Raw genomic sequence first — 25,463 nt, forward strand, 5'->3', positions numbered from 1 at the left:
TGATGACAGAAAAAGTATATCCAATGACTTTAGAAGGTAAAGAGAAATTGGAAAAAGAGCTTGAAGAACTAAAAACAGTAAAACGTAAAGAAGTTGTAGAAAGAATCAAAATTGCACGTGGATTCGGAGACTTATCTGAGAACTCAGAATATGAATCAGCTAAAGATGAACAAGCTTTTATTGAAGGTCGTATCAGTACGGTTGAAAATATGCTTCAGCATGCTGAGATTATTGATAATTCAAATGCTGAAACTGGAGAAGTTGCTTTAGGACGTTCAGTTATTTTTAAAGAACTTCCAGATGGTATTGATGAGGAATATACGATTGTCGGTAAAGCAGAAGCAGATCCTTTTTCAGGTAAAATCTCCAATGAATCTCCTATTGCCCAAGCACTTTTAGGTAAAAAAGTAGGAGACAAGGTTTCTATTGATACACCGGGCGGATCTATGGAAGTAGAAATTACAAAAGTATATTAAAAAAATCAGTTTAAAATCAGTTCTTTAAAGATGGCGTTGGTGATTTATCACCGACGTCATTTTTTGCGATTCAGCGTCATACTTTAGACTGATTTTTAAGAAAGCGTAGTGCTATTACTGACAATATTCGATATACTATACATACAATCCAATGCAAGGAGCATGTAAAATGAATCGTCCATTATTCAAATTAATTATGGGTTTGCTTGGAATCTGGCTGTTGTTTGATATCATAACAACTCGTTCGATTCTAATTTTATTTTTTTTAGGAATCGTCTTAATGCTGTTTTCTGACAGACTATCAAGATCAAACAAACGACAAGGGAATCTTTTTTGGCTCGGTCTGATTATTTTTGTTCTTTCTATCTTCTTTACCAGTGCTGCCTGGGTCATTCTCATTGTGCTGCTCATTTTTAAAGTTGGAGACGATCATAAAATGTTCCAGACAGTAAAAGATCCATTGACAAAGAAGCAGCCAAAGTGGCGCGAAAAAGAATTTGTTTCTGTGAAGTTCAAAGAAAACCGAGAAGAATCTGTTCAAATGTCTAGAAACAAATGGTTCGGCGATCATTCGATCGGTAAAGATATCTACGAATGGGAAGATGTGAACTTTTCTAAAGTGCTCGGTGACACAGTAGTCGATCTGGGAAATACGATTTTGCCGAAAAAAGAGAATATCGTTATGATCAGACAGGGAATCGGGGATATTAAATTGCTCATTCCTGAGGAAGCAGGTGTATCGTTGGATGTCTCTTTGCTTTTAGGCAAAGTAAAGGTAGATAACGACGTTTTGGATCTTAAGAACGAAACACTAAAATGGCAATCTCCAGCTTATGCTGAAAATTCAAGAAATATTAAGATAGTCTTGAATTTATTGGTGGGTGAAGTAGAGGTGATTTTTATATGAGAAAAAATGCTATGCAGTTCAGCAAATATTTTTTCTTATTTTTCCTTCTTATTTTTCTCTTCACCTTATTTATCTGTTTTGTATTTACAGATGAGAATGGGTTGTTCATGATTTTTCAGTATCATTTTGCCGGCTTCTCTTTGATTTCCTATTTAATCTTTTTTTCTATATTTTTAACGTTTATTATGTTAGCCTATATGAAATCATTCGAAAGAAAGAAACTCAAAAAGGTAGAAGAAGGGCTCAAAATGATGTCGAAAGGACATTACTCTGCTTCAATCTTTTTGGATATGTACTCTTTAGATACACCGCTTCAAGTTAATAAAGAAATTGACCGTCAATTTATTCAGCTTCATGAAAAGCTGATGGGAATGGCAGAAGAAGCCATCAGTGCCAGTCAGCGTTCTACACAACTGAACAATGAAACAAAAGTTGAGATTCTTGAACAGGAAAGACACCGCATTGCGAGAGAACTCCATGACTCGGTGAGTCAGCAGCTGTTTGCTGCTTCTATGATGTTGAGCGCCGTGAATCAACAATATGATCAAATAGAGGATCAATTGAAAACGCAATTGAATTTAATTGAAAAAATCATCAATGATTCCCAGACAGAGATGCGGGCCTTATTACTCCACCTGAGACCGGTTAAGCTGGACGGTAAAACACTCAAACAAGGTATCGAGCAGCTGCTGAAAGAGTTATGTACTAAAATCAATACAGACATAAAGTTTGAAATTGAAAATGTTCGATTGGCAGATGGAATTGAAGATCATCTATTCCGTATCGTACAAGAACTGCTTTCCAATGTTTTAAGACATGCGAAGGCGGATGAACTGGAAGTCTATTTAAAGACAGTTCGAGAGACAGTGTTATTAAGAGTCATAGATGATGGAATCGGCTTTGATATGAGTGAAAAGAAATCTGGCAGTTATGGGCTGGAAAATATTCGCGAGAGAATCAATGGAATTGGCGGCAACGTCAAAATTATCTCATTCCCAGAAAAGGGGACAAGCATAGAGATCAGCATACCAATCGTAACAGGAGGAGAAAAATGATACGACTTTTATTAGTAGATGATCATCAAATGGTACGCTTGGGATTATCATCTTACTTTTCTATTCAAGAAGATATTGCTGTAGTCGGAGAGGCAGAGAATGGACAACAAGGGTACGAGTTGTCGTTAAAAGAGAAACCGGATATTATTCTGATGGATTTAGTTATGGAAGTAATGGATGGGATTGAAGCGACTCAAAAGATCTTACAAGACTGGCCGGAAGCCAAAATTATTATTCTGACCAGTTTTATTGATGACGAAAAAGTTTTCCCGGCAATGGAGGCTGGTGCTTCAGGGTATTTATTAAAAACTTCTTCAGCAAGCGAGATCGCTGAAGCGATCCGTTCTACATATAACGGTGATCCTTATTTTGAAACAGAAGTAACAGAAAAGATAATGGACCGCGAGACTAGTCAGCCGCAGATGATCCTTCACGATGATTTGACGAATCGAGAAAAAGAGGTACTGCAATTAATTTCTCAAGGCTATTCAAACCAGGAGATAGCAGATTCTTTGTTTATCACGCTGAAGACGGTGAAGACTCATGTATCGAATATTTTATCTAAGCTGCAAGTAGAAGATCGTACACAGGCAGCCATTTATGCCTTCAGACATGATTTAGTAGAATAGCAGAAAACGCCTGACAGACTTTTATCTGTCAGGCGTTTTTTCATTTGTTCAACTTATTTCGTCAGAATAACAGGTAAGATGATCGGTCTGCGTTCTGTTTCAGCAAATAAGAATTGCTTAATATCGTCAATCAGATCATTACGCATTTTATATTCATTGACTTGTTTATATTCGAAAGAACGCTGAATACTTTCAAAAGCAACTTTCTGAGCTTGATGAATCAATTTCTCGGATTCTCGCATGTAGATGAAGCCTCTAGAAATAATATCTGGTCCTGCCAGAACAGTACGCTTATTGGTATCAATCGTGGCTACTACAACTACCAATCCGTTATCAGATAGTAATTTACGGTCTTTCAACACCACATTACCAATATCTCCGATTCCGCTGCCGTCGACATACACATCTTGAGCATTGAATTCTCCGGCTCTTCTTGCACTGTCTTCGGTAAAAGCAACAATTTCTCCATTATCTAAGATAAAACAGTTTTCTTCTGGAACACCAGTCTGTTGCGCAAGATTTGCATGGATACGTTGCATACGATGTTCGCCATGGATAGGAATAAAGAATTTAGGTTTCATTAGGCGAAGCATTAGTTTCTGCTCCTCTTGACCACCGTGACCGGAAGTATGAATATTATTGACTTTACCGTGGATCACGTTAGCACCAGCTTCAAGCAGCTGATTGATGACACGATTTACGCTCACAGTATTACCGGGAATCGGTGAACTAGAGAAGATAACAGAATCACCGGGCTGAATGGAGATCTGACGGTGCGTTCCGTTTGCAACACGACTCAAAGCAGCCATCGGTTCCCCTTGAGAACCGGTACATAAAATCAGTACTTCGTTATCTTTATAGCGTTTTAGTTCATTTGGGTGGATGAAAGTGCCTTCTTCAGCTTCAATATATCCTAGTTCTTGACCAGTTTCTAAAGAAGTCACCATACTTCTTCCGAATACGGCGATTTTACGTCCAGTTTGATTCGCTGCCTTGACAACTTGTTGTACTCTGGAAATATTAGATGCAAAGGTAGCGAAAATGATACGGCCATCAATTTTCTTCAGCAGATTCTGAATAGAATCTCCTACCATTTGTTCAGATTTCGTGAAATTCGGTACTTCAGCATTTGTACTATCAGAAAGTAAGGCTAGTACACCTTCTTCACCGATCTTAGCCATTTTATGCAAGTCAGCTGGTTCACCGACTGGTGTGAAATCAAATTTGAAGTCACCGGTTTGAACAATATTACCATTAGGGGTCTTAACAACAATACCAAACGATTCCGGCACACTGTGTGTCGTACGGAAAAATGAGACAGACGTTTTTCTGAACTTAATCACGACATCTTCATTGATTTCATGAAGTTCTGCAGATCTCAATAGTTGGTGTTCATTTAATTTGTTGCGAATCAGTGCCAAAGCCAATTTGCCTGCGTAGACAGGAATATTCAACTGTCTCAGTAAGAACGGTACACCACCCACGTGATCTTCATGACCATGTGTGATAAATAGTCCCTGTATTTTGTCTTTGTTCTCAATAATATACGAGTAATCTGGAATCACATAATCGATTCCCAGCAAATCATCTTCCGGGAACTTGATTCCAGCATCGATCAGTATAATTTCGTCTTGGAACTGAACACCATAAGTGTTTTTTCCAATCTCATTCAAGCCACCTAGAGCAAAGATGGCCGCTTCATTGTTTTTGATATTCGGCTTCATTAATAAATCTCCTTCTTAACATTGTTTTCATTCAGATTTTATAAGAGTTTATTCTAAGACAAATAAACCTATATACAAAGGCAGTTCATCAATAGACTGGTTTTGTATATTATGAAAAAAGCCAGTTTGATAGATGATCAGAAAATGGCTCGTTCATTCCTTTTCACTTTTTATATCCGTCCGATGGGTTGGTATAAGATTACCAACAGCTGATTGTATTTTACCATACTAATGTAAATAAGTATAGAAGAAGCGTGGGAGGCTCATATAACAAGGTTGATTAAGACGGTTTTATCATAAAGAAATCAGCAAGTGAAATAAACAAGGGTTGTGTGAAATGGATTACACGCCGTAAACTATTTTGTGTATACTGATATAAACGGATCATAAACAAATCAATTAAGGAGTACGCAATGACTAAAAAATTTATTTATTTTGATATTGACGGTACATTACTGACGGATGAAAAGACTATTTTAGACAGCACCAGAGAGGCTATTAAATCGCTGCAAGAAAAAGGACATGAAGTAGCGATTGCAACAGGCCGGAATGCATTGATGGCTAAAGAGCTGATCGAGGAACTGGATATGCATAACTACATTGTCTGCAATGGAGCAGCAGGATTCTTTCACCATGAAGAAGTCTTTCTTAATCCATTGGATCCTGATGCAGTAGAACGTCTGATCAAAATTGCGGATCATAATGGTCATCAGCTGATATACGAAACAGCCGTGACCCTAAAGAGACGAAGTCAAGAGATATATCCTGAAGTTCAAGCAGGAATGAACCATGTTGGATTTGCAGTTCCAGAACAAGATCGATTATTCTATAAAAATCATTCTCTGACTCAAGCGCTTGTTTTTTACAGTGAAGAAGAAAGACACTTATATGAAGACGGACAGTTTCCGGAGTTCAGGTTCGTCAGATGGCATACTTCCGGCGTAGATGTATTACCGGCGGATGGTTCTAAGTTTGAGACCATCTTAAAGTTATCGACGGATAAAGGATTCGCAAAAAAAGATATCATTGCCTTTGGAGACGGATTGAACGATTACGAAATGATTAAAAACGTCGGATTAGGTATAGCAATGGGCAATGGAGAAACGATTGTAAAAGAAGTTGCTGAGATGGTGACAGATACCAACAATCAGGATGGTATTTACAAAGCACTTAAGAAACTGGAGCTTATTTAAGACTAAGCTTTAAAACAGTAGAAATAATCAGAAGACAAAATTAGAAAACAAATCGAACAAGTGAACCGCATTCATTTAAATCGCATTACCAAAGAAATGATCCATAGGCTTTTCATACAGAAACAAAGTAAAAAGTAGCAGAGAGAGAACATCTAAATAAGTAAAGGCTTGCAGTATAGAGGACGTAAATATCATGAATTTGTTGAAACGATCACGAACGTTCGTTATAATCAATATTCACTTACTATTTGTAGTTAATCGATTTTAATCAGAATAACTGTCAGATGATAAAAAAGGAGATGTTTATGGATATCAATAGTGAAAGGTCGATTTTACCTTATAGTCATGTGTCACAGAAGACACTGCTTAGATTCCTACTAGGATTTGCTTGTATATTTGTGTTCATTGCTTTCTTTTTCAATTCTGTTGAAGAGATTATTATGGGTCAAGTAAAAATACTGACGACCCCTTCAAATTTAACGACAGATTATTTTGCTTTAACGAGTGCAGGGGCAGCATTCTTTAACTCAGGGATTCTGACTATACATGCAATTTTACTCATTAAAATGACAAAGGCCAGAATTAATGGAACCTTGATTGCTGCTGTTTTCACTGTTGCCGCCTTTTCTTTGTTCGGAAAAAACCTCTATAATTCTATGCCGATCGTGGCGGGAGCCTTCTCATATGCCTGGATGACAAAAGTCTCTGCCAAGAAGTCGCTGCTGGCTGCTCTTTTTGGAACAGCTCTTGGACCGCTCGTTAATGAAATTACATTCAACATCGGATTGCCGATTGTCCCCGGTATCCTTATGGGTAGTGCAGCAGGCTTTGCAGCGGGATTCATTTTACCTCCGTTAGCTCATCATTTTGTTTTATTCACCAAAGGTTTCAGTTTATATAATATTGGATTTTCCAGCGGTGTCGTCGGGACCGTTTTTACTTCAATACTGAGATCCACCGGAGTCGTCATTGAACCTGTTTCCCTCTTATCGAGCGGATATAATGTTCCTTTGTCGATCCTGTTTTTTCTGCTGTTCGCTATCAGTCTTGCTTATGGATTATATTTGAATGAATGGTCCTTTAAAGGGTACAGTTCAATCACAAAACATTCCGGACAACTTTCGACGGATTACTTAGATAAAACAGGATTCAGTCTAACGCTGATCAATATGTCTTTGTTGGGGTTTATTTCAATGGCGTTTGTACTTTGTCTTGGAGGAGAACTGAATGGACCGACAATCGGCGGCATTTTAACGGTTGTAGGTTTCGGAGCTTTTGGAAAACATGTTAAAAATGTATTGCCGATTTTACTAGGAGTAGCACTGATTGGATATGTAAATGGTTATGATATGAGTGATACATCTGTTATTATAGCTGGATTATTTGGTACAACAATTGCTCCTATTGCCGGAAGGTATGGTCTGATAATGGGGATGCTTGCAGGAGGACTCCATTTGACTGTTGTCAGCAATACCAGTTATTTGCACGGCGGGATTAATCTATACAACAATGGATTTGCTGGCGGTTTTGTAGCGGCTTTAATGATTCCGCTTCTTGAAGCTGTTCAATACCATAGAGAGAAAAGACGCGAGATGAGAGAACCGGTGGATCCTGCAGAAGAAATAGAACAAGAACAGTCTTAATAAAGAATAAAAAAGCTGAGAACTCGACTGCACAGGTCTAGAAAACTTTCATTCTAAACTGCGTGAGTCGATCTGTTCTCAGCTTTTTTTAATCAACTGCCTAAAACGTCGATGCCATCTGGAAGAGCAAGGGGGTTCTCAGGATCAATACGGTCATAAAACATGACACCATTCAAGTGATCAATCTCGTGCTGTACGACGATTGCCGGATATCCTCTTAAACGTTCTTTGTGTTTTTTACCGTTAAGATCAATATATTCCACTGTAATGCGTTTATGTCGGGGAACGATTCCTGGTACTTCTCGATCAACCGACAAACATCCTTCACCGTCAGGCAGACAAGTCTGCTGAACAGAATGGCTGACAATTTTAGGATTAATCAGAATGGCACTGTATTCTGGTTCGTCAGATTCTTCATCAGTAGAAGGAACGTGGACAGCTAATAAACGTTTAGAGACATTTACTTGAGGAGCTGCAATTCCAACACCGGCACGCAAAGCATGCTGCTCAGCAATTTCAGGATCTTGGCTGTTTTTTAAAAATTGTAACAGATCTTCCGCTAACTGTATTACTTCTTCTGATAATGGTGTTTCAACCTCTTCAGCTGTTAATCGTAATGTGGGATGTCCTTCGCGGATAACATCTTCCATGGTAATCAATGCAAACACTCCTTAATGAATCCAGTATATTATATAATCATCTGTAATAGTTTAACAGGTTTCGCATTTGATTGCACGCTGGTCTGGACTTGAATTGGGAATCATCAGTATAAATGGGTAAGTGTAAAATCTAAAAAAAGATAATATGTTAAATAGTGAAAATAATCACATGTAGTATAGCTTTAAGAATTTGAAAAACAGATAAAGGGATTCAAAAAATATTATATAACAGATGAAAACTCTGTATTACTTTTATTTCTTTCAGCATCTGTTTTAAAAAAAATTAAGATTGAAACACAATTTTAGTGATTAAATTCACAAACTGCATATAACCTTATAATATCAATGTTTTGCCGTATAAATATGAATGGTTTGACTTGCAAAAAAAACGGATGCATGGTAGATTAAAAAAGGAATCGAGAAAATTGATACAGTTATTTGGAGCTGTTTCAATACAAAAATAAAACTTTTAATAACAAGAGAGGAATGGGTAGTCTATGGCAAAGCAACCAGTTGATTACGAAGCACTATTAAGCTCAATTGAAGCTTCGTTTCCGATGGTTCAGATTCTTGATAAAGATGGAAAAGTCGTAAATGAAGACATTATGCCTGATTTATCAGATGAACAGTTAGTAGAATTAATGGAGAGAATGGTGTGGTCACGTGTGTTACATGATCGCTCTATGGCTTTAGCTCGTCAAGGACGTCTAGGGTTCTATGCACCTACTATGGGACAAGAAGCATCTCAATTAGCAAGTCACTTCGCATTCAAGAAAACAGATTGGTTATATCCTGGGTACCGTGATGTCCCTCAATTGATCCAACACGGTTTACCTGTATCACAAGCGTTCTTGTGGTCACGTGGACACGTAGAAGGAAACAACTTCCCTGAAGATCTTAAAGCTATTCCACCGCAAATCATCATTGGAGCGCAATACATCCAAGCGATGGGGAATGCAGTAGGACAAAAACTTGCTGGTAAAGAAGACGAAGTAACGTTCACTTATACTGGTGACGGCGGTTCTTCACAAGGTGACGTTTACGAAGGTATGAACTTTGCCGGACGTTACAAAGCGCCGATCGTATTCTATATCCAAAACAACGGATATGCAATCTCAACGCCGCGAGAAAAACAATCAGCAGCTAATGCATTAGCTCAAAAAGCAGCAGCAGCAGGAATTCCTGGTATCCAAGTAGATGGTATGGATCCTCTAGCAGTTTACGCTGTATCAAAACAAGCTCGTGAGTGGGCAGCAGCAGGAAATGGTCCTGTTCTTATTGAAACGATTACTTCTCGTTTCGGACCTCACTCAACTTCTGGTGATGATCCTACTCGTTACCGTGAACAAGAATCATTCGATTACTGGGAACAACGCGATCCACTAATCCGTTTCCGCAATTTCTTAACTGAAAAAGGCCTATGGTCGACAGAACGTGAAGAAGAATTGATCGAACAAACAAAAGAAGAAATTAAACAAGCTGCTAAACAAGCTGACCAAGCACCAAAAATGAAAGTTTCTGAATTCTTGGAAAATATGTATGATGCTCCTGGTCAAAACATCAAAGAGCAGGTTGAGAAATATCAAGCAAAGGAGAGTAAATAAGCATGGCGAACCTAACTATGATTCAAGCAATCACTGAAGCTTTAGATCAAGAATTAGCTCGTGATGAAAAAGTCTTGATTTTCGGAGAAGATGTTGGAAAAAACGGCGGTGTTTTCCGTGCAACTCAAGGTCTTTACGATAAACACGGCGAAGATAGAGTAAACGATACTCCACTTGCAGAATCTGGTATCGGCGGTATGGCATTTGGTCTTGCTGTTCAAGGATTCCGTCCAGTTGCTGAAATCCAGTTCTTCGGATTCGTATTCGAAGTAATGGACTCAATCGTTGGTCAAATCGCTCGTACTCGTTACCGTATGGGTGGAAAAATGAATATGCCGGTTGTTATCCGTTCACCGTTCGGTGGCGGAGTTCATACTCCGGAAATGCATGCAGATAGTTTAGAAGGTTTAATGGCTCAATCTCCTGGATTGAAAGTTGTTATTCCATCAAACCCTTATGATGCTAAAGGACTATTAACTCAAGCAATTCGTGAAAACGATCCGGTTGTATTCTTAGAGCATATGAAACTTTATCGTTCATTCCGTGACGAAGTACCTGAAGAACAATACACTGTTCCAATTGGAAAAGCAGCAGTAGCTAAAGAAGGTACTGATGTAACAGTTGTAGCTTATGGATATATGGTTCGTGAAGCTCTTAAAGCAGCTGAAAAACTTGAAGCAGATGGAACTTCTGTTGAAGTGATCGACTTGCGTACAGTTTCTCCGATCGATTATGAAACAGTTGTAGCTTCTGTTGAGAAAACCGGCCGTATGATTATGGTTCAAGAAGCTCAACGTCAAGCTGGTGTTGGTAACACAGTAATCTCTGAAGTTTCTCAACGTGCAGTTCTTTCACTTGAAGCACCAATCGGATTTGTATCTGCACCAGATACAATCTATCCATTTGGTCAAATCGAAAACACTTGGTTGCCAAGTGCAGATGATATTACTGAAGCAATCAAAGAAGCAGTTAACTTTTAATTAAACCTGATTTTGTTATACTGATTTCGAAACAAACACTATAACGACAAGAGGAGAAAAACTGGGCCAGCATCCTAGGCAGTCTGACTTGGTTTTTCTTCCTATCGTTGTATAGAGTGCAGAACGCAAAGTAAATACAACCTTATATGATAAAAATCATTAATTAAGAAGGGAAGAGCGCAAACATGGCTTTTACATTTAAACTCCCTGACGTTGGAGAAGGAATGGCAGAAGGCGAAATCGTCAGCTGGTTAGTCTCAGAAGGAGACACAGTAGAAGAAGGCGACTCAATCGCTGAAATTCAAAATGACAAATCTGTTGAAGAACTAGCATCTCCAGTAGACGGTACAATCAAAAAATTCTTGGTAGAGCCAGGAACAGTGGCTGCAGTAGGCGATCCAATCGTTGAAATCGATGCAGAAGGATATGAATCTGAAGAAGATTCAGCTCCGGCACAAGCTGAACAACCGGCTGCTGAAGCATCATCCAACGCTTCAGGTTCAACTGGAACATTTACATTCAAACTTCCAGACGTTGGAGAAGGAATGGCAGAAGGTGAAATCGTCAGCTGGTTAGTCTCAGAAGGAGACACAGTAGAAGAAGGCGACTCGATCGCTGAAATTCAAAACGATAAATCTGTTGAAGAACTGGCATCTCCAGTAGATGGTACAATTCAAAAATTCTTGGTAGAGCCGGGAACAGTAGCTGCAGTAGGCGACCCAATCGTTGAAATCGCTGCTGAAGGACACGGAACTGAAGAAACAGTGACTGAAACTGCAATGTCTTCATCTGAAGCTGCAGCAGGAACAGCCAAAAATGATCCAGCTGGTTCTGAAGGCGCAACTTCAGGAGAAATTGTTAAAACTTCAAACCCTGACAAACGCGTTCTAGCTATGCCGTCTGTACGCCAATACGCTCGTGAAAAAGATGTAGACATCAGCTTAGTTGATGCTACAGGTAAAGGCGGACGTACAACTCGTGAAGATATCGATAACTTCGTATCTGGCGGTGGAGCTTCTGCTCAAGCATCACCTGCACAAGAAACAGCTGCACCAAAAGAAGAAAAAGCTCAAGCAAGCTCTCAGGCTGCTGGTTCTTCAAAAGCAGTTTCTGCTGATGTTAAACCGTTTAAATCTGGTCGTTCAGATCAAGAAACACGCGAGAAAATGAGTACGACTCGTAAAGCGATCGCTAAAGCAATGGTCAACAGCACGTTGACAATTCCTTCAGTTGCATTGTTTGACGAAGTAGACTTTACTAAAGTCATTGCTCACCGTACTAAATTTAAAGCGATCGCTGCTGAACGCGGTACTAAATTAACGTTCTTACCATATATCGTCAAAGCATTGATTTCTGTAATGAAAAAATACCCAGCATTGAATGCATCAATCGATGATACGACTGATGAAGTTGTGTACAAAAACTACTTTAATATTGGTATTGCTGCTGATACTGAACAAGGACTTTACGTTCCAGTTGTAGCTGATGCGAATACTAAATCAATCTTTGATATCGCTGATGAAATCAACGAATTAGCTGCTAAAGCACACGACGGAAAACTTAAAGGAAGCGACATGGCTGATGGATCAATTTCTATCTCTAACATTGGTTCAGTTAACGGTCAATTCTTTACACCGATCATCAACCACCCAGAAGTGGCGATTTTAGGTGTTGGACGCTCATTCAAGAAACCGATCGTAAATGCTGAAGGTGAAATCGTAGCTGCTCCAATGCTTCCATTGTCTCTTGTATTTGACCACCGTATTATTGACGGTGCAACTGGTCAAGCAGCAATGAACGAATTGAAGAGATTACTTTCTGACCCTGATTTACTATTAATGGAAGGCTAAGGTGAAATTTAAATGGTTGTAGGAGATTTCGCAATTGAACTAGATACAGTTGTAGTTGGTGCTGGTCCTGGCGGCTATGTAGCTGCCATCCGCGCTGCGCAAATGGGACAAAAAGTTGCCATTGTAGAAAAAGAATATATTGGCGGTGTTTGCTTGAACGTAGGATGTATTCCTTCTAAAGCATTAATCACTGCTGGTCACAAATATCAAGAATCATTAGATTCTGAAGTATTTGGTGTATCAACTGAAAACGTAACACTTGATTTCAGTAAAACACAAGAGTGGAAAAAAACTCAAGTTGTTGACAAATTAACTAAAGGAGTAGAAATGCTTCTTAAAAAGAATAAAGTTGAGATCCTTATGGGAGAAGCTTTCTTCAACGACGAACACACTATGCGTGTTATGGGCGAAGACAGTGCTCAAACTTACTCTTTCAACAATGCGATTATTGCCACAGGCAGCCGTCCGGTGCAAATACCTGGATTTAAATTCAGTGATCGTGTATTAGATTCTACTGGTGCATTAAACTTAACTGAAGTGCCTAAAAAAATGGCAATCGTTGGTGGTGGATACATCGGTTCTGAATTAGCAGGTGTATATGCTAACTTAGGTACTGAAATCACGATCCTTGAAGGTTTACCTTCAATTCTTAACGGCTTTGATAAAGACATGGTTAAGTTAGTTGAGAAAAACTTTAAAAACCGCGGCGTAAATATCGTTACAAATGCAATGGCTAAAGAAGCCGTTAAAAACGACGATGGCGTTACAGTCACTTATGAAGCAAATGGTAAAGAAGAATCTCTTGACGTTGACTACGTACTTGTTACTGTTGGCCGTCGTCCTAATACTGATGAACTTGGACTTGAACAAGCGGGCGTTAAAATGAGCGATCGCGGTTTAATCGAAGTAGATAATCAAGGTCGTACAAGCGTTGACAGCATTTACGCTATCGGAGATGTTGTTCCTGGACCTGCACTTGCTCACAAAGCAAGCTATGAAGCTAAAATTGCTGCAGAAGCAATTTCTGGTAAAAAAGTTGCTGTTGATTACCGTGCACTTCCTGCTGTTGCCTTTACTGATCCTGAAATCGCATCAGTTGGTTTAACTGAATCAGAAGCTAAAGAAAAAGGTTTAGACATCAAGACAACTAAATTCCCTCTTGGAGGAAATGGACGTGCACTGTCTCTAAACGCAACTGAAGGATTTGTACGCCTAGTAACAACAAAAGAAGACCATGTAATCCTTGGAGCTCAAGTTGCTGGACACAGTGCATCAGACGTGATCGCTGAACTGGGCTTGGCTATTGAAAGTGGGATGAATGCAGAGGATCTTGCATTGACCATCCACGGACACCCTTCTCTAGGTGAAACAGTTATGGATGCTGCTGAAGCAGCTCTAGGACTACCAATCCACATGTAAGAACTCAATATCTGGATGATCGAGTGTCGGCGCCGGCACTCGATTTTTCTATACATAGAATAAATAAAAATAGACTAAATAAACGGCGACCTATCTTTTGAAACGACAAATGAATTCCACTACAATAGAAATGAGAAAGAAGAAAAGAGGGAAAGCAATGGCAGATATTCAAGAAAGAGATAAATTAATCAAAGAATGGATAGCAGAAACTGCTGAAAAAATTGAAGCAGCTAAATCAGAAAGATTGAACATAGAAGAAAAATCAGCCCGAAATGATTTAGTGACGAATATGGATAAGCAAATTGAAAAAGCATTGACAGATAAAATCAGAACCCAATTCCCAAATGACCGGATTTGTGGAGAAGAAGGATTTGGGGATGAGTTAGAAGACTTGGATGGAACAGTCTGGTTTATTGATCCAATTGACGGAACCTTAAATTTTGTTCTGCAACAAGAAAATTTTGCTGTTATGATTGGCGTTTATGAGAATGGTATTGGACAGCAAGGCTACATTTACGATGTTACTCAAAAGCGTTTGTACCATGCGGTTAAAGGACAAGGAGTCTACTGTAACGAGGAACCTGTCGAGAAACCTGAAAACAAATCTCTGACAGAAGGATTGCTGGCTACCAACAGTCAACTGATGACCAAAGATCAGTTTAGTGAATATCGTAAACTAGCTGATCAGTCAATGGGTGTTAGAATGTTAGGTTCAGCTGGGCTCGAAGTCATTGAATTAGCTAAAGGAAATGTCATTGGCTATATTGCCTCCAAATTAAGCCCTTGGGATATTGCTCCTGGAAAAGTCATTTTAGAAGAATTCGGATTTAAAATTAGGCAATTTGACGGTACAGAGGTTAATTTACTGAATAGAAACAAGACAATTTTTGCAACACCGCGTGCTTACGACGAAATTATGACAAATATTTCTTAATAGTTTGAAAAAAGATTATGTTTTTCAGAAAATAGCTGTTATAATAAGAAGTGGTTACAAAGGTCCAATGACTTAAGCATTTATTCTTGCGTAAGAGTCACACCAAGAATAAGTGTTTTTTTGTGTGGAAATTCATTCGGTTTCACTGGACAGGTTGAATTAAGATATAAATGGAAAGCCTCATCGCAACGATTAAGGAGAGAATAATATGGAATTAAGAAATGATATTCGTAATATTGCAATTATTGCCCACGTTGACCACGGTAAAACAACGTTAGTGGACGAATTACTAAAACAGTCTGATACACTTGATACTCGTAACAAAATGGGTGAACGTGCAATGGACTCAAACGATTTAGAAAAAGAACGTGGTATCACGATTCTTGCTAAAAATACAGCTGTAAAATATCAAGATACTCGTATCAATATTTTGGACACACCTGGTCACGCCGACTTCGGTGGTGAAGTAGAACGTATCATGAAAATGGTTGATGGGGTTATTCTTGTTGTCGATGCGTACGAAGGTACAATGCCGCAAACACGTTTTGTACTGAAAAAAGCCTTAGAACAGAAACTGCGTCCAATCGTAGTTGTGAATAAAATTGACAAGCCAACTGCTCGTCCTAAAGAAGTTCTGGATGAAGTATTAGATCTATTGATCGAACTAGATGCTGATGAAGAACAATTAGAATTCCCGGTTATCTATGCTTCTGCTTTGAATGGAACAAGCAGCTTCTCTGATGAGCCAGAAGATCAAAAAGATACAATGGATCCTATTTTTGAAACTATTCTTAAAGAAACTCCAGCACCAGAAGATAACAGTTCTGAACCATTGCAATTCCAAGTTTCTTTACTTGATTACAATGACTATGTAGGACGTATCGGAATTGGACGTGTATTCCGTGGAACGATCAAAGTTGGAGACAACGTTACTTTAAGTAAATTAGATGGTACAACTAAAAACTTCCGTGTAACTAAATTATTTGGTTTCTTCGGATTAGAGCGTGAAGAAATTCAAGAAGCTAAATCTGGTGATTTGATTGCCGTATCTGGTTTTGAAGACATCTTCGTTGGAGAGACAGTAACGCCTACAGATCATGTGGATCCATTACCGATCCTTCGTATTGATGAACCAACGTTACAAATGACTTTCTTGGTCAACAACTCTCCATTCTCAGGTCGTGAAGGTAAATGGGTTACTTCAAGCAAATTGAATGAAAGATTGAACATGGAATTACAAACAGATGTTTCTCTTCGAGTGGACCCTACGGATTCACCTGATGCATGGATCGTTTCTGGTCGTGGAGAATTACACTTGTCTATTCTGATCGAAAACCTGCGTCGTGAAGGTTTCGAGTTGCAGGTTTCTCGTCCTGAAGTGATTATCCGTGAAATCAACGGTAAAAAACACGAGCCTTTTGAACGTGTTCAAATTGATACTCCTGAAGAGTATATGGGTTCTGTTATTGAAAACCTTGGACAACGTAAAGCAGAAATGCAGGATATGGTCCATACTGGAAATGGTCAAGTTCGTTTGATCTTCCAAGCACCTGCTCGTGGATTGATTGGATTTACTAATGAATTCCTTTCAATGACTCGCGGATACGGTATCTTGAACCATACATTCGATCAGTATCTTCCAATGGTAGCCGGCGGAGCTGGCGAACGTCGTAATGGTGCGCTGGTCTCTATGGAAAATGGTACAGCAACAACTTATGGTATCATGAACTTGGAAGACCGTGGAGTCATCTTTGTTGAACCAGGTACAGAAGTATACGAAGGTATGATTGTTGGACAACACAACCGTGACAACGACTTGTCTGTAAACTTAACAAAAGAAAAACAAAAAACAAATATTCGTTCTGCAAATAAAGACCAGACGAACGTCATTAAACGTCCGCGAATCTTGACGCTTGAAGAATCATTAGAATTCTTGGCAGAAGATGAGTATTGTGAAGTTACACCTGAGTCCATCCGACTACGTAAAAAAATCCTAAACAAAAACTTGCGTGAAAAAGCAAGCAAACGTTCTAAATAATTAAAAATCAGGAAAAAACCAGCAGATTTTACTCTGCTGGTTTTTTGCGTGTGTAAGAGGATCAGTGTTCGAAGCACCTTGTAACCCAATACTTTTGTGATATAATACAGATAATAGTAGACTAAAGGAGTTGGCCATATGGATCGATTACAACATGCATTGGCTAAAGATGTATTAATGGAAGATGCCAACAATATTTCAAGTTTAATTTTAAACCAGAAACATTTATGTATGACTTGTCCTGCATTTGAAGAAGTGATAGATACGCAGATGTTCGGATTTTCAAAAAAAGTTGAGTTTGCAATCACCATGAACTTGATTGAGGAACAAGAAGGTCAGCTGCTCCTTAGTGAATTAGAAAAGCATCTAAATGATATGATGAATGATGCCTTTAGTGAATATGAATGATTTTAATTAAGTTATAAAAAAATCCTCTCTATTCGAGTGGTTTTTTTTATAAATTCGACGAATTAGAATAAAGGAGAAAAGCAAAATGTTAACACAGGAACATGAGAGAACCGGACTTATTGTTTGGGTCTATACTACAAAATATATCAATAAATTAAAACGATACGGACTGGTCCATTACGTTTCAAAAAATATGAATTATGCGCTGCTGTATGTCGATAAAAAAGATAAAGACACTACTCAGCAAAATTTATTGAAGCAGCATTTTGTTAAAAATGTAGAAGAATGTTATCAGTGTGAGATGCCTAAAACATTTGACGGTGTATTAGACGAAGTCAGAATATTGGCAGCACAGCGGAAAAAAGAAGAGGAAAGTAAAGAAATCTCTATTTTCAATCAGCTTTCTTCTGGATGGAACTGAGGGGACCTATGAGAGTAATATCAGGAGAATATGGCGGTAGACGATTGAAAGCCGTACCGGGTGATTCAACTAGACCGACAACGGATAAAATAAAAGAAGCAGTATTTCATATGATCGGTCCGTACTTCGATGGCGGGAATGTCTTGGATCTTTATTCAGGAAGCGGATCTTTAGGCATCGAAGCCGTATCGAGAGGAATGGATCATGCTGTTCTCGTTGACTCTAACTATAAAGCAATTCAGATTATAAAAGAAAACATCCAAATGACGAAAGAACCAGATAAGTTTACGGTATTAAAAAAGAAAGATCGTCAAGCCCTTGCAGAGTTAGAAAGTAAAGGGACTGCTTTTGACCTTATCCTGTTAGATCCTCCTTATGCGCTGCAGGAAATCTCTGACATCATCAATGAACTCAGCTCAAAAAAACTGATTAGTCCAAAAGCACTGATCTTATGCGAAACGGATAAATCAATTGAACTTCCACAGCGCTCAGCTGGAATGGAAGTCATTAAAGAAAAAGTGTACGGCACGACTAAAATTACGGTTTATGAAGCGGGTGAACTATCGTGAAAATAAAAGCTCTATATGCAGGCAGCTTTGATCCGTTTACTTACGGGCATTTAAACATTGTTGCTAGAGCCGCAGCCTTATTTGATGAAGTATATATTTCAGTTAGTGAGAATACCTCAAAACAATCGCTTTTTACAATGGATCAGAGAATAGAAATCATTTCCAGTGTAATGGCTCAACAAAATATTCAAAATGTTTCGGTCATCAAGCATAGCGGCGGGCTGACTGTGGAACTTGCGAGATCTCTGGGTGTAAAAGCTCTGGTCCGAGGAATCCGTTCTGTAAAAGACATGGAGTACGAAATGGATATTGCCTCAATGAATAAAACGCAAGCTGCAGACATTGAAACGATTTTTTTAATGTCTGATGAAAAGTACCGCTTTATCAGTTCTTCTCTAATTAAAGAAGTGGCTAAATTTGATGGAGATCTAAATAAATTAGTGCCTAAGGTCGTACTTGAAAAATTGCAAAATCATTTACAGTAATAGTGAAAGCAGGCGAATAGATTGAAAAGAATTCCAATTTGGGTTAAAGGAATCGTTATCATTGTAGTGCTTTACTTATTCTTCCTTCAACCGATTCCTTACTATATTGAACGTCCCGGTGGTGCACTGGAGTTAGATACAATGATTGAAGTAGATGGAGAATATGCAGAAGATCCGGGTACTTATATGATGACGACAGTATCAATCATGCAAGCGACGCCTTTTACTTATTTATCGCAATTCTTACCTTATACAGATGTAGTACCCGAGTCCGCGTTATTTGGAGAAATTGAAAATTATGAGCAATATAATATGCTGCAGCGCTATTATATGGAAAGTTCCATTCACTCTGCTGTCGTCGCTGCTTTTGACGCAGCAGAGCAGCCTTATGACTTAACCTATAATGGCGTCTATGTGATGAGTGTCACTGAGAATTCTAGTTTTGCTGAGAGTCTCCAGATGGGAGATGTGATTACGGGAATTGATGGGACAACTTTCGAAAATACGGAAGCATTCATGGAGTATATTAAAAACCAAGAGGTAGGACAGACGGTGTCGATTGAGTATCAGCGGAATGGTACCGACTACGTTTCAGAAGGTGAGCTGGTTCAGTTAGAAGAAACTGGACAACCAGGTATCGGCATTACTCTAGTCGACCAGTCGACAGTAGAAACCGATCCGGAAGTCAGTGTACACTCTGGGGAAATCGGCGGACCTTCAGCTGGTTTGATGTATTCCCTGCAGATTTATTCTCAGATTACCCAATCAAACCTAAAAGACGGCAGAAGAATTGCCGGTACGGGGACGATTGCAGATGATGGTTCGGTTGGACCAATCGGTGGCATCGACAAGAAAATCGTTGCTGCTGACAAAGAAGGTGCTGTAATCTTTTTTGCTCCGCACAATGAGCTTGAACCGGAATTGAAAGAGCAATATCCTGAGTATGAAACCAATTATGAAATTGCCGTTAATACTGCAGAAGATATTGGTACGGATATGGTAATCGTTCCTGTTCAATCGTTGAATGATGCGATTGACTATCTAGAACAAAGCAGCGTTGAAGCGAGTCTGCCGAGTTCAAAACAGGTAAACAATCTATTAGTTGCATAATCAATAGAGGAATCAGACCTTAGTGTCTGGTTCTTTTTTTATTTTTAACTGATGACTTTCAAAAAGATTGGATAATATATCTAATAGAGGTTGCTTGAGGAGGGATGGAGAGATGTTTGGATTTTCAGAAAAATCTGATGTTATTGAATGGATAAAAAATCTTAGCCTTCAAACAAAAGTGATATGTTTTTCAATGGTAGTAATCTGTTTACTGGGCATAACCTTATTGATACAGCAGAATGAAGACAATGCAACCTCAGCTGAACAAACAGATTCAGTTGAAGCACTTTTGAGTGAATCATCAGAAGCGTCTTCAACATTATCTTCAGAGAAACCGACAAGCGATCCTGAAACAACAGTATCCGAAACTGAAAGTCAACCACCACATTCTGCTCTAGAAAATAAAGCTTTAGTCGTTGATATAAAAGGAGCGGTTGATCAACCGGGCGTTTACGAATTTCAATCTGGAGACAGAGTTGCAGATGCTGTCAAAGCAGCTGGCGGATTAACGAAGGATGCAGAAAACCAGCAAGTTAATCAGGCTAAACTGCTGGAAGACCAAATGATGATCTATGTGCCCGAAAAGGGTGAAAAAACTTTTCAACCTGCGATACAACCGGAACAGACAGCAGAATCTGCATCAAATACAGTAACTCTGGTCAATATAAATGAAGCAGCCGCATCTGAACTAATCACTTTAAATGGGATTGGAGAGGTAAGAGCACAGTCTATCATCCAGTATCGAGAAGAAAACGGCGGATTTAAAACGATTGAGGAAATTAAAAACGTTTCTGGCATCGGTGAAAAGATTTTTGAAAACTTAAAAAATGAAATTATGGTAGAGTAGTCAATGTAGAATTGCTTCGGAAAAAACTCTCTTGTATACTATAGACACGGGAACTTTTATCCGAGAATAGAGATACTTAAATAAGCTATCTTATCGAAAGGAAACTGCTAAATGAAAAACAGAATTCCCTGGAATCAATACTTCATTTCCCAAAGCATGCTTTTGGCCATGCGAAGTACATGTACAAGACTAGCAGTTGGAGCTGCTATCGTCAGAGAAAAACGAGTGATTTCGGGCGGGTATAATGGATCGGTCAGCGGAGATGTCCACTGCAGTGAACTTGGCTGTTACGTCGTTGAAGGTCATTGTGTCCGTACAGTTCATGCTGAAATGAATGCAATACTCCAATGCTCAAAATTTGGAGTAAAAACAGAAGGTGCGGATATCTATGTTACACACTTCCCGTGTTTGCAATGTACAAAAATGATCATTCAGGCAGGCATACAGAAAATCTACTATCTAAAAGACTACCATAATAATCCTTATGCAATAGAACTATTGGAGCATGCACGTGTAGAATACGAGCAAGTTGAAGTTCCAAAAGATTTATTTCAATCCATAGGTCATTTTTACAGTTCAGATCTAACTACCGAAACAGAACGATAAGCATTTCTATTGAAAGGCGTTTATATCTATCCGGCCCTCTTTTCTCTGGCGGTTGCTGTGTTCGTTCTTGAACAGTTCGCACTGCTGCCGCTTATAGCAGTCTGTATGATTTGTTTAAGAATCATTTTTACGAGAAATAAAAAAATAGTATGCCACTCTCTAGCTTGGGGCAGTCTGTTTTTTTTGCTGACCTTTACTCAGCAGCTTAAGCAGGAAAGTGTTCTTACAGATCAGCAACCCGTGTTCATTACAGCAGTAGAGCAGACAACTGTTAGAATAGATGGAGATCAGTTAAGATTTACAGGTCAGACAAAAAATCAAAACAATCAGACAGAAGAAATCGTAGTAACCTATCGTTTCTCAGAACAAGAGGAAAAAGAACGGTGGCAAACAAAAGAGATGCCTGAAATGTTGAAAATCACAGGTGGTTTAAAGCAACCGAGTACAGCTAGAAACTTTAACCAATTTGACTACCGTGCTTACCTGAAAAGAAAACAGATCTACTGGACCTTAAAAGCCGAAAAAATAGAACCGGCAGAAGCCCATCAATCACTTTATTCTCTTGCTTATCAGATCGATAAGGTGAGATCTGATTTTTTTAACTTTATTGATCAGTATATACAAGGAAAACCAGCCAGCTATCTGAAGGCATTGCTGTTTGCAGATAAAAGAGCATTAAATGATTCTACTTTAGAAAATTACCGAGCGCTTGGTATTGTTCATCTGTTAAGTATTTCAGGTCTGCATATCTCATTTCTGATTGCTTTTGTTGAAAAAATACTGCTTCGATTAACGGTCACAAAAGAGAAAACAGCTTTGATTCTTTTTTGTCTGCTTCCTGTATATGGACTAATGGCTGGATTTGGGATCAGTGTCTTTAGGGCAGTGATTCAAGCGGTGTTGCGACTGGGAAGCCGTTTGCTGAAACTAAACATCTCTTCGCTGGATATATGGTCTTATACAATGCTTCTAGCATTAATAGTCGATCCATACCAAATCTATTCGGCTGGGTTTCAGTTAAGCTATCTTTTAAGCGGCATTCTCATATTCCTTAGCGGTCAAACCTGGTTTATTAAACAGCCTGCCGTTAAATCGGTTATTTTATTGAATGGGCTTATTTCATTAGTCAGTCTGCCTATTTTGACCTATCATTTCTATGAGTTTTCTTGGGTTGTTTTATTATTGAATCTAGTATTTGTACCTTTATTCTCTTATCTAGTGCTTCCGCTGCTGATAGGTCTCTTGATCAGTATTCCTGTCTTAATGTTCCTTCCTTGGCTGGAAGGTTTAGTTTTCATGGCCGATCTATGCTTGAACTATCTGGAAAAGCTTGTGGAAGCCATCAGCAGCAGTGCATCCTTTAATATTATTACAGGCAGGTTATCCATAATTGGAATGACTATAATGCTGATAGGTGTTACCTGGTTGTTTATCAATTTTGAAAAATCTATCAAAAGGTGTAATCGTTGGCAATGGTGGGCAGCTGGTTCGCTTATTGTTATAGGCTTGTTTTCTGAAGTTTATTCTCCTGCCGGCAAAGTTGTCATGCTGGATATCGGTCAAGGAGATGCGTTGTTGATCAAAGAGCCTTTTGGTCGCGGCAACTATCTGATCGACACAGGAGGAGCAGTGGATTGGAAAGAAAAAGAAGAATGGGCCAAAGCTGAAGCGCCATATTCAGTAGGGAATGATATAGTTATTCCCTCTTTAAAATCTTTGGGTGTTCCTAACTTGGATCAACTGATTTTAACCCATGCAGATACAGATCATGTTGGCGCATTAAAAGACATTTTAGAAGATATGCCGACAACAGAGATCACTGCAACAAAACGTACGCTGTTGGACCCAATTATACAAGAGAGCTATCCGCTGATTAAAAAACAGTCTATTAGTCTGAATGCAGTCAATGCAGCCAAACAAGAACGAGTTGGACCAGATCTGATGGTCTTATATCCTTTAACAGAAACAAACGTAACAGACGAAATCAGTAAAAACGATGCTTCTTTAGTCTTATACGGAAAAATCGGGGGACAAAAGTGGTTATTCACTGGAGATGTGGAATCTGGTGGAGAAAATGAATTATTATCTTACTACCCGGGGTTAAAGGCTGATATACTGAAAGTTGCCCATCATGGAAGCAAAACTTCTTCACAGGAGACATTTGTAAATAAAGTGAGCCCTGCTGTCGCTCTTATATCCAGTGGGCAGAATAATTTTTACGGACATCCCCATGCTGAAGTCGTCAAACGATTGAAAGCAGTTCAGGCAAAGCTGTATCGAACTGATCAGCAAGGGGCAGTGATGTTCACTTATCTGCAGCTGCCTATGCAGAAAAAGCCTAAGACAGCATTTAAGACCGCAATACCAGCTGAGATGAATTAGAGTGAGGAGCTCAATATGAGTGGATTAAATAAACAGCTACAAAAAATCAAAAGCAAACAACATGCTCCAGTCTATCTCGTCCAAGGTACGGAGCATGTTTTAAGTGAAAAGGTAAAATTTGCATTACTGAACTCCGTTTTGGATGAAGAAGCCACAGACTTTAATTTTGGGCAGTTTGATATGCGAGAAACAACGATTGACCTAGCGATACAAGAAGCAGAGTCCTTCCCGTTTTTTGGGGACAAACGGCTGATTTTTATTCAGCATCCCTTTTTTCTCACTGGGAAAACTGTTTCAAATGGACCCGATCATAATACTGAATATTTGGAAAAGTATGTTCAAAATCCTTCAGAATTTACAGTGCTGGTCCTATTTGCACCTTATGATAAACTGGATAAAAGGAAAAAACTGACGAAAACACTTTTAAAACATTCAGAGGTCATCAATGTAGATCCCATGAATGAAAATGAAATCAAATCTTATATTCAACAAGCCTGTCAATCACAGGATTTTGCGATTGACACAGATGCTCTGGAAGAACTACTGAAACTGACAGACAGAAACCTTTCAAAAGGCATGCAGGAGCTGGACAAACTGATGATTTTTCATCAGCAAGACAAACGGATTTCTATTTCGACAGTGAGGTCATTAGTGCCAAAAACATTGGAACAGAACATTTTTGAACTAAATGATCTAGTCTTAAGCCGACAAGCACAGCAGTCAATTGAACTTTACCAGGATCTGTTGATGCAAAAAGAAGATCCGATCAAAATAATTGCTTTGATGATCGGACAGTTTCGTTTGCTGCTGCAGGTAAAAATACTGAGAAAAAAAGGGTATCAGCAAGCAGATATTGCCAAGCTGTTGAAAGTGCATCCTTATAGAGTAAAGCTGGCACTTCAAAAAGAAAAGAAGTTTGATCAGAGTGTCTTGTCGCTTGCCCATCACCAGTTGATTGATGCTGACTTCCGGATTAAATCCGGACAAGTGCATCCTGAGCTGCAAGTAGAACTGTTTATACTGAATTTTACAGATCAGACCCCAGTACTTCAAAAGAATCTTTAAAGTTTATGCATAGAAATATTGCATAATTTTTTAGAATAATGTACAATGGAGAATGTTGAAAATCAACGGAATAGAGAAGGCGATTTTAAACATTCTTTGTAGAATCTATCTATGTAGAATAATGAATCTGCCGGATTTAAAGAATTTCTTATAAAGGAGTGTTTTGAATATGCCAAATATGGTGCAAACAATCAAACGTCAACGCCAAGATGTTAAAAAGAACGCTAACAACATTTCGCAAGTATCCGCTATGCGTAGTGCTAAGAAAAAATATTTAACAGCGGTTGAAAACGGACAAGACAATGCAGCTGAGTTATTTAACCAAGCAGCAAAAGCCATTGATGCAGCAGCAACTAAAGGATTAATCCACAAAAACAAAGCTGCCCGCGACAAGTCTCGTTTATCAAAAAAATTAGGATAATGTCTTAATTGAATTAAAAGTTCTTCCTTTCTGACCTG

General features: G+C 38.8%; 24 protein-coding genes. 22 read left to right on the forward strand and 2 right to left on the reverse strand.

Going from position 1 to position 25,463, the window contains the following annotated elements:
• Nucleotides 1-2 precede the first annotated feature (2 nt).
• The 4 genes from greA (at nucleotide 3) to B6F02_RS04770 (ending at nucleotide 3,067) form a co-directional block, all read left to right on the forward strand.
• Entirely contained in the window at nucleotides 3-476 is a 474-nt protein-coding gene (gene greA, locus B6F02_RS04755) for a transcription elongation factor GreA (RefSeq protein ID WP_080146229.1), read from the forward strand.
• A gap of 169 nt (nucleotides 477-645) precedes the next feature.
• Complete coding sequence (gene liaF, locus B6F02_RS04760) at nucleotides 646-1,383, forward strand: cell wall-active antibiotics response protein LiaF (RefSeq protein ID WP_179128525.1); 738 nt, start codon at nucleotides 646-648, stop codon at nucleotides 1,381-1,383.
• Between the two features lie 248 nt (nucleotides 1,384-1,631).
• Nucleotides 1,632-2,438 carry a sensor histidine kinase gene (locus B6F02_RS04765; RefSeq protein WP_256864650.1) on the forward strand — a complete coding sequence of 269 codons (807 nt, stop codon included), beginning with the start codon at nucleotides 1,632-1,634 and terminating at the stop codon, nucleotides 2,436-2,438.
• Entirely contained in the window at nucleotides 2,435-3,067 is a 633-nt protein-coding gene (locus tag B6F02_RS04770) for a response regulator transcription factor (RefSeq protein ID WP_080146232.1), read from the forward strand. The genes B6F02_RS04765 and B6F02_RS04770 overlap by 4 nt, the downstream gene beginning before the upstream one ends.
• Nucleotides 3,068-3,120: 53 nt before the next feature.
• Here B6F02_RS04770 and rnjA read toward each other — a convergent pair whose 3' ends face one another.
• The gene (gene rnjA / locus B6F02_RS04775) at nucleotides 3,121-4,791 is read right to left on the reverse strand and encodes a ribonuclease J1 (protein WP_080146233.1); all 1,671 of its coding nucleotides are present in this window, start codon (nucleotides 4,789-4,791) and stop codon (nucleotides 3,121-3,123) included.
• 413 nt (nucleotides 4,792-5,204) lie between these two features.
• Between rnjA and B6F02_RS04780 the strand changes: the two genes are divergently transcribed.
• Together B6F02_RS04780 and B6F02_RS04785 are read left to right on the forward strand one after the other, a co-directional pair.
• Nucleotides 5,205-5,984 carry a Cof-type HAD-IIB family hydrolase gene (locus tag B6F02_RS04780; protein ID WP_080146234.1) on the forward strand — a complete coding sequence of 260 codons (780 nt, stop codon included), beginning with the start codon at nucleotides 5,205-5,207 and terminating at the stop codon, nucleotides 5,982-5,984.
• A gap of 305 nt (nucleotides 5,985-6,289) precedes the next feature.
• Entirely contained in the window at nucleotides 6,290-7,627 is a 1,338-nt protein-coding gene (locus tag B6F02_RS04785) for a DUF1576 domain-containing protein (RefSeq protein WP_179128526.1), read from the forward strand.
• Between the two features lie 92 nt (nucleotides 7,628-7,719).
• On the opposite strand, the gene def is transcribed toward B6F02_RS04785, so the two are convergent.
• Complete coding sequence (def, locus tag B6F02_RS04790; protein WP_080146236.1) at nucleotides 7,720-8,286, reverse strand: peptide deformylase; 567 nt, start codon at nucleotides 8,284-8,286, stop codon at nucleotides 7,720-7,722.
• A 497-nt stretch (nucleotides 8,287-8,783) separates the two neighbouring features.
• Between def and pdhA the strand changes: the two genes are divergently transcribed.
• The 16 genes from pdhA to rpsT all read left to right on the forward strand — a co-directional run bounded on the left by pdhA (nucleotide 8,784) and on the right by rpsT (nucleotide 25,425).
• The gene (gene pdhA, locus B6F02_RS04795) at nucleotides 8,784-9,890 is read left to right on the forward strand and encodes a pyruvate dehydrogenase (acetyl-transferring) E1 component subunit alpha (RefSeq protein WP_080146237.1); all 1,107 of its coding nucleotides are present in this window, start codon (nucleotides 8,784-8,786) and stop codon (nucleotides 9,888-9,890) included.
• Between the two features lie 2 nt (nucleotides 9,891-9,892).
• On the forward strand, nucleotides 9,893-10,870 hold the full coding sequence (locus B6F02_RS04800) for an alpha-ketoacid dehydrogenase subunit beta (RefSeq protein WP_080146238.1): 978 nt from the start codon (nucleotides 9,893-9,895) through the stop codon (nucleotides 10,868-10,870).
• Between the two features lie 185 nt (nucleotides 10,871-11,055).
• Nucleotides 11,056-12,720, forward strand: a complete 1,665-nt coding sequence (locus B6F02_RS04805) for a 2-oxo acid dehydrogenase subunit E2 (RefSeq protein WP_080146239.1) — start codon at nucleotides 11,056-11,058, stop codon at nucleotides 12,718-12,720.
• 12 nt (nucleotides 12,721-12,732) lie between these two features.
• Nucleotides 12,733-14,139 carry a dihydrolipoyl dehydrogenase gene (lpdA, locus tag B6F02_RS04810; RefSeq protein ID WP_080146240.1) on the forward strand — a complete coding sequence of 469 codons (1,407 nt, stop codon included), beginning with the start codon at nucleotides 12,733-12,735 and terminating at the stop codon, nucleotides 14,137-14,139.
• Nucleotides 14,140-14,296: 157 nt separating this feature from the next.
• Entirely contained in the window at nucleotides 14,297-15,073 is a 777-nt protein-coding gene (locus tag B6F02_RS04815) for an inositol monophosphatase family protein (protein WP_080146241.1), read from the forward strand.
• A gap of 208 nt (nucleotides 15,074-15,281) precedes the next feature.
• A complete protein-coding gene (gene typA / locus B6F02_RS04820) occupies nucleotides 15,282-17,111 on the forward strand; it encodes a translational GTPase TypA (RefSeq protein WP_080146242.1) in 1,830 nt (609 codons plus the stop codon).
• Nucleotides 17,112-17,249: 138 nt separating this feature from the next.
• Nucleotides 17,250-17,519, forward strand: a complete 270-nt coding sequence (locus tag B6F02_RS04825; RefSeq protein WP_080146243.1) for a DUF1507 family protein — start codon at nucleotides 17,250-17,252, stop codon at nucleotides 17,517-17,519.
• A gap of 85 nt (nucleotides 17,520-17,604) precedes the next feature.
• Entirely contained in the window at nucleotides 17,605-17,940 is a 336-nt protein-coding gene (locus B6F02_RS04830) for a YlbG family protein (RefSeq protein WP_080146244.1), read from the forward strand.
• Nucleotides 17,941-17,948: 8 nt separating this feature from the next.
• A complete protein-coding gene (gene rsmD, locus B6F02_RS04835; RefSeq protein ID WP_080146245.1) occupies nucleotides 17,949-18,509 on the forward strand; it encodes a 16S rRNA (guanine(966)-N(2))-methyltransferase RsmD in 561 nt (186 codons plus the stop codon).
• Nucleotides 18,506-18,994: a pantetheine-phosphate adenylyltransferase gene (gene coaD, locus B6F02_RS04840; RefSeq protein WP_179128527.1), complete on the forward strand. Its 489-nt coding sequence runs from the start codon at nucleotides 18,506-18,508 to the stop codon at nucleotides 18,992-18,994. Before rsmD ends, coaD begins: the two co-directional genes overlap by 4 nt.
• A 21-nt stretch (nucleotides 18,995-19,015) precedes the next feature.
• Nucleotides 19,016-20,104 (forward strand): SepM family pheromone-processing serine protease, encoded by a 1,089-nt coding sequence (locus B6F02_RS04845; RefSeq protein ID WP_080146247.1) that lies wholly within the window; start codon nucleotides 19,016-19,018, stop codon nucleotides 20,102-20,104.
• Nucleotides 20,105-20,216: 112 nt separating this feature from the next.
• On the forward strand, nucleotides 20,217-20,951 hold the full coding sequence (locus B6F02_RS04850; protein ID WP_080146248.1) for a helix-hairpin-helix domain-containing protein: 735 nt from the start codon (nucleotides 20,217-20,219) through the stop codon (nucleotides 20,949-20,951).
• 111 nt (nucleotides 20,952-21,062) lie between these two features.
• Complete coding sequence (locus B6F02_RS04855) at nucleotides 21,063-21,557, forward strand: ComE operon protein 2 (protein WP_080146249.1); 495 nt, start codon at nucleotides 21,063-21,065, stop codon at nucleotides 21,555-21,557.
• 9 nt (nucleotides 21,558-21,566) lie between these two features.
• Entirely contained in the window at nucleotides 21,567-23,939 is a 2,373-nt protein-coding gene (locus B6F02_RS04860; protein ID WP_080146250.1) for a DNA internalization-related competence protein ComEC/Rec2, read from the forward strand.
• Nucleotides 23,940-23,954: 15 nt separating this feature from the next.
• Nucleotides 23,955-25,004, forward strand: coding sequence for a DNA polymerase III subunit delta (gene holA, locus B6F02_RS04865; RefSeq protein WP_080146251.1), 1,050 nt, complete (start codon nucleotides 23,955-23,957; stop codon nucleotides 25,002-25,004).
• Nucleotides 25,005-25,173: 169 nt separating this feature from the next.
• Nucleotides 25,174-25,425 carry a 30S ribosomal protein S20 gene (rpsT, locus tag B6F02_RS04870; protein ID WP_080146252.1) on the forward strand — a complete coding sequence of 84 codons (252 nt, stop codon included), beginning with the start codon at nucleotides 25,174-25,176 and terminating at the stop codon, nucleotides 25,423-25,425.
• The last annotated feature ends 38 nt before the right edge of the window (nucleotides 25,426-25,463 follow it).

Origin of the sequence: Marinilactibacillus piezotolerans (assembly GCF_900169305.1) — a bacterium.
In the GTDB taxonomy this organism is placed as follows: Bacteria; Bacillota; Bacilli; order Lactobacillales; family Carnobacteriaceae_A; genus Marinilactibacillus; species Marinilactibacillus piezotolerans_A.

Bases quoted from the DNA above. Each gene is read 5' to 3' on its own strand.
- typA (WP_080146242.1), top strand. From the start codon at position 15,282: ATGGAATTAAGAAATGATATTCGTAATATTGCAATTATTGCCCACGTT.
- rpsT (WP_080146252.1), top strand. From the start codon at position 25,174: ATGCCAAATATGGTGCAAACAATCAAACGTCAACGCCAAGATGTTAAA.
- B6F02_RS04855 (WP_080146249.1), top strand. From the start codon at position 21,063: ATGAAAAACAGAATTCCCTGGAATCAATACTTCATTTCCCAAAGCATG.
- holA (WP_080146251.1), top strand. From the start codon at position 23,955: ATGAGTGGATTAAATAAACAGCTACAAAAAATCAAAAGCAAACAACAT.
- B6F02_RS04805 (WP_080146239.1), top strand. From the start codon at position 11,056: ATGGCTTTTACATTTAAACTCCCTGACGTTGGAGAAGGAATGGCAGAA.
- greA (WP_080146229.1), top strand. From the start codon at position 3: ATGACAGAAAAAGTATATCCAATGACTTTAGAAGGTAAAGAGAAATTG.
- rnjA (WP_080146233.1), bottom strand. From the start codon at position 4,791: ATGAAGCCGAATATCAAAAACAATGAAGCGGCCATCTTTGCTCTAGGT.
- B6F02_RS04825 (WP_080146243.1), top strand. From the start codon at position 17,250: ATGGATCGATTACAACATGCATTGGCTAAAGATGTATTAATGGAAGAT.
- B6F02_RS04785 (WP_179128526.1), top strand. From the start codon at position 6,290: ATGGATATCAATAGTGAAAGGTCGATTTTACCTTATAGTCATGTGTCA.
- B6F02_RS04830 (WP_080146244.1), top strand. From the start codon at position 17,605: ATGTTAACACAGGAACATGAGAGAACCGGACTTATTGTTTGGGTCTAT.
- B6F02_RS04850 (WP_080146248.1), top strand. From the start codon at position 20,217: ATGTTTGGATTTTCAGAAAAATCTGATGTTATTGAATGGATAAAAAAT.
- B6F02_RS04800 (WP_080146238.1), top strand. From the start codon at position 9,893: ATGGCGAACCTAACTATGATTCAAGCAATCACTGAAGCTTTAGATCAA.
- lpdA (WP_080146240.1), top strand. From the start codon at position 12,733: ATGGTTGTAGGAGATTTCGCAATTGAACTAGATACAGTTGTAGTTGGT.
- liaF (WP_179128525.1), top strand. From the start codon at position 646: ATGAATCGTCCATTATTCAAATTAATTATGGGTTTGCTTGGAATCTGG.
- rsmD (WP_080146245.1), top strand. From the start codon at position 17,949: ATGAGAGTAATATCAGGAGAATATGGCGGTAGACGATTGAAAGCCGTA.
- B6F02_RS04780 (WP_080146234.1), top strand. From the start codon at position 5,205: ATGACTAAAAAATTTATTTATTTTGATATTGACGGTACATTACTGACG.
- B6F02_RS04815 (WP_080146241.1), top strand. From the start codon at position 14,297: ATGGCAGATATTCAAGAAAGAGATAAATTAATCAAAGAATGGATAGCA.
- B6F02_RS04770 (WP_080146232.1), top strand. From the start codon at position 2,435: ATGATACGACTTTTATTAGTAGATGATCATCAAATGGTACGCTTGGGA.
- B6F02_RS04765 (WP_256864650.1), top strand. From the start codon at position 1,632: ATGATGTCGAAAGGACATTACTCTGCTTCAATCTTTTTGGATATGTAC.
- pdhA (WP_080146237.1), top strand. From the start codon at position 8,784: ATGGCAAAGCAACCAGTTGATTACGAAGCACTATTAAGCTCAATTGAA.